The sequence below is a fragment of the Planktothrix sp. FACHB-1355 genome (assembly GCF_014748295.1).
GTDB lineage: Bacteria > Cyanobacteriota > Cyanobacteriia > Cyanobacteriales > Aerosakkonemataceae > Aerosakkonema > Aerosakkonema funiforme_A.
This window is the reverse complement of record NZ_JACJUP010000821.1, coordinates 1-3,264: the sequence shown is the minus strand read 5'-3', so window position 1 is coordinate 3,264 and position 3,264 is coordinate 1. Positions and strand designations below refer to the sequence as shown.

At 50.6% G+C, this 3,264-nt stretch carries 3 protein-coding genes and 1 pseudogene; 2 read left to right on the top strand and 2 right to left on the bottom strand.

All coding sequences use genetic code 11. The features are described from left to right. Nucleotides 1–112 precede the first annotated feature (112 nt). Both H6S82_RS25415 and H6S82_RS25410 read right to left on the bottom strand, forming a co-directional pair. Nucleotides 113–1,450: a D-alanyl-D-alanine carboxypeptidase gene (locus H6S82_RS25415; RefSeq protein WP_190465945.1), complete on the bottom strand. Its 1,338-nt coding sequence runs from the start codon at nucleotides 1,448–1,450 to the stop codon at nucleotides 113–115. Next, nucleotides 1,423–1,653 (bottom strand): hypothetical protein, encoded by a 231-nt coding sequence (locus H6S82_RS25410; protein ID WP_190465942.1) that lies wholly within the window; start codon nucleotides 1,651–1,653, stop codon nucleotides 1,423–1,425. The genes H6S82_RS25415 and H6S82_RS25410 overlap by 28 nt, the downstream gene beginning before the upstream one ends. A 116-nt stretch (nucleotides 1,654–1,769) precedes the next feature. Between H6S82_RS25410 and plsX the strand changes: the two genes are divergently transcribed. Both plsX and H6S82_RS25400 read left to right on the top strand, forming a co-directional pair. Next, a complete protein-coding gene (gene plsX / locus H6S82_RS25405; protein ID WP_190465940.1) occupies nucleotides 1,770–2,804 on the top strand; it encodes a phosphate acyltransferase PlsX in 1,035 nt (344 codons plus the stop codon). Next, nucleotides 2,804–3,264 (top strand): annotated as a pseudogene (locus H6S82_RS25400) (3-oxoacyl-ACP synthase); the annotation flags it as partial. The gene plsX and the pseudogene H6S82_RS25400, both read left to right, overlap by 1 nt.

Sequence of the window (3,264 nt, the reverse complement as noted above, 5' to 3'; positions counted from 1 at the left end):
CCTCTTGCCTTTTCCCTTTTCCCTTTTCCCTTTTCCCTTTTCCCTTTTCCCTCTTGCCTCTTCCCTCTCCCTTTTCCCTAGCCCCTAGCCCCTAATCCCTAGCCCCTAATCCCTAGCCTCCAAACAGAATATCATTGCGAACTGTAGCTCCTAAACGACTGGCATCGCCGAAATTAGAGGGAGAGGGAAGAACTACTTTTGGTAAATCTGATGCTGCGCCCCATTCCTGGATCAATGATTGTAGAAACCTATCTTGACCCATGCGAAGATTCGGGACATCGTTGCCTCGGTTGATGATAGCAAACCAAACCAAACCGCGATCGCGTGTGGGAAAAACCCCAGCTAGCGCACTGACATTCCGCAGAGTACCCGTTTTTACGACTGCTGCATTCGGTATCTGCCGATGTATCATCGTACCGTCGCGATCGAAACCCGAAACTGGAAATAAGTCGGCAATGGTTAAGCCTACAGGCTGCAACTTGTGTTGAATCGCTTGTAACATAGCACAAACTGCCCTGGGGGAAATGCGATTGTCCGCTCCCAGTCCAGATCCGTTCACCAACAGAATTTCCGACTGGGGAACTCCAGCTGCTTCAGCAGCAAGCTCTCGTACAACAGCAGCGCCTCCCAAAGCAGTAGCCAGCATCTGTGCCATTTCGTTATTGCTGTAAACATTCATGTGCTTCAAGATTTGCGCCAAAGTAAGAGAGCGGTGACGCAATAATAAAATTTGTTGCGAATTATTACTGCCACCCTGGGAATTTTGGGCAGAGAGAACTTTCACGCCACCTGCGATCGCTAAGAACGGTTTGGGGGTTCCCTTGGGCATCGAGAAATGATATCTGAACGTAGTTCCTTTTGACCAACTCTTAGCATTTAGCGTTTCTCTAAGCATTTGACCCGCCACAGCTGCTGTAACGGTGTAATTCATATAAAAATTGCCTTTAATCACCAAATTGCCAGCAACGCGCTTAATACCAAGACGGTTGAGCGCATTACCGACAGCGATCCCTTCTTCCCAAATGAACAGCGGATCGCCACTGCCGATGACTACCAAATCCCCTTGCAATACACCATTTTTTATCGGCCCAGTGGCGGCAAAAAGCGTTTCAAACTGATGAGAAGGAGACCAGGTATTCAAACTGGCCAAAGAAGTGGCAATTTTGGTTAAAGAGGCAGCTGGCAGGGGCACCGTACCCTGATTGCTGGACAGCAACACGGGCCCAGACTGAATCCACACACCCTGCGAATTGGTCGTCGAACCTTTTTTCGACAGTTCTTTTAGGTATTGCTGCAATGCGATCGCGGTTGTCGGTTCTGGAGCCGCCGGTAACACAAACCCAGGTGTACCGGGCCATGTCAGGGCCTGCACAGCATCTAGCTGGGAGCGTTCCATTCCTGCCATCGAAAGCCATGCAGACATTAACCCAGTGCTAAATAATTCCAGCATTTTTGACCATCCTTTACACTGAATCGGGCTGGGAGCATGAGCGATCGCTCAAAAAAGAGAGGCAGAGGCTCATAGGCGGAAAAATTATCCATCACCCACAATCGATCGCCAATACCCAGATGAGTAATAATATCCGTCCTTTGGGTATCAAAACCAGGTTTACTCGATCGCGCAGTCGAAAGTAAGACTAACTTTGCCAGCAAAAAGAGGTTTTCTCCCCCGGCAGCCTAATAGAGCGATCGCTCAAATACAGTAAGTTGTGTGATGTTTGGGTGTGAGCCATCTGGTAAAATCTTTGAGGTTTCTATCACATCGATCAATGGGCTCGACTCGCGCACGGATTGCAATTGACGCTATGGGTGGGGATCACGCACCCGCCGAAATCGTCGCAGGCGCTCTGAGGGCAAGGGAAGAACTAGACGTGGAAGTGTTGCTGGTGGGAGATGAGCCTCAAATCCAATCTTTCCTGGGACAACACACAAGTTCTTTTCCGCTGGAAATTGTGCCTGCTGAAGGCACAATTGAAATGCACGAGGAGCCCCTGAGCGGCTTAAAACGCAAGCCCAAAGCTTCTATCAACGTTGCTATGGACTTGGTGAAGCAAAAACGGGCTGACGCAGTGGTTTCCGCCGGTCACTCCGGGGCGGCAATGGCAGCCGCACTGCTGCGTCTGGGAAGACTGCGGGGAATCGATCGCCCAGCAATTGGCGCGGTGTTTCCAACGATACTCGCTGGCAAGTCGGTGCTGATTTTGGATGTTGGCGCAAATGTTGACTGCCGTCCCAAGTTTTTGGAACAGTTTGCTGTTATGGGTTCGATTTACAGCGAGTACGTACTGGGAGTATCTGAGCCGAAAGTGGGATTGCTCAATATCGGCGAGGAACCTTCCAAAGGTAACGATTTGGCAATCCGCACCCATGAGATGCTGGAAAATAATCCCAAAATTTCCTTCATCGGTAATGCTGAAGGTCGGGACGTTCTCTCCGGTCGGTTTGATGTCATCGTTTGCGATGGCTTTGCGGGCAATGTCTTGTTGAAATTTGCCGAAGCTGTAGGCGAAATTATGCTGCAAATCCTGAAAGAGGAGTTACCTCAAGGATTGCACGGACAGTTGGGTACGGCTTTGCTCAAACCAAATCTGAAGCGAATCAAGCAGCGCATCGACCACGCGGAACACGGCGGCGGTTTGCTTTTGGGCGTTGCCGGAATTTGCATTATCAGCCACGGTAGTTCTCAAGCTCCTTCTATTTTTAACGCGATTCGCTTGGCTAAAGAAGCGATCGATAACCGCGTACTCGATCGCATTCAGTCGAGTTATCAAAAAAGTGCTGCACCAACGGCTGATGGAGAATAATGTTGCAACAATCAGGGTTTGGTATTGCCATCACAGGCAGCGGTGCGGCTACACCGACGGCTTATCTCGATAATCAGAGTCTCGCTCAATTGGTGGAGACTTCTGATGAATGGATTACTACACGCACTGGCATCCGTCAGCGTCGTCTGGCGGCAGCATCCGACTCTCTGAGCTCTCTAGCTACTGCTGCCGCTGCTGAGGCGATCGCAATGGCGGGGATCGCAGCGGAGGAACTGGATCTGATTATTCTGGCTACCTCCACCGCTGACGACTTGTTTGGCAGCGCCAGTCAAATTCAGGCCCAACTGGGAGCAAGGCAAGCAGTGGCGTTTGACCTCACTGCTGCCTGTTCCGGTTTCGTTTTTGGCTTGGTTACGGCGGCACAGTTTATCCGCACCGGTGTCTACCGCAATGTTTTGTTAATTGGTGCCGATATCCTCTCCCGTTGGGTAGATTGGTC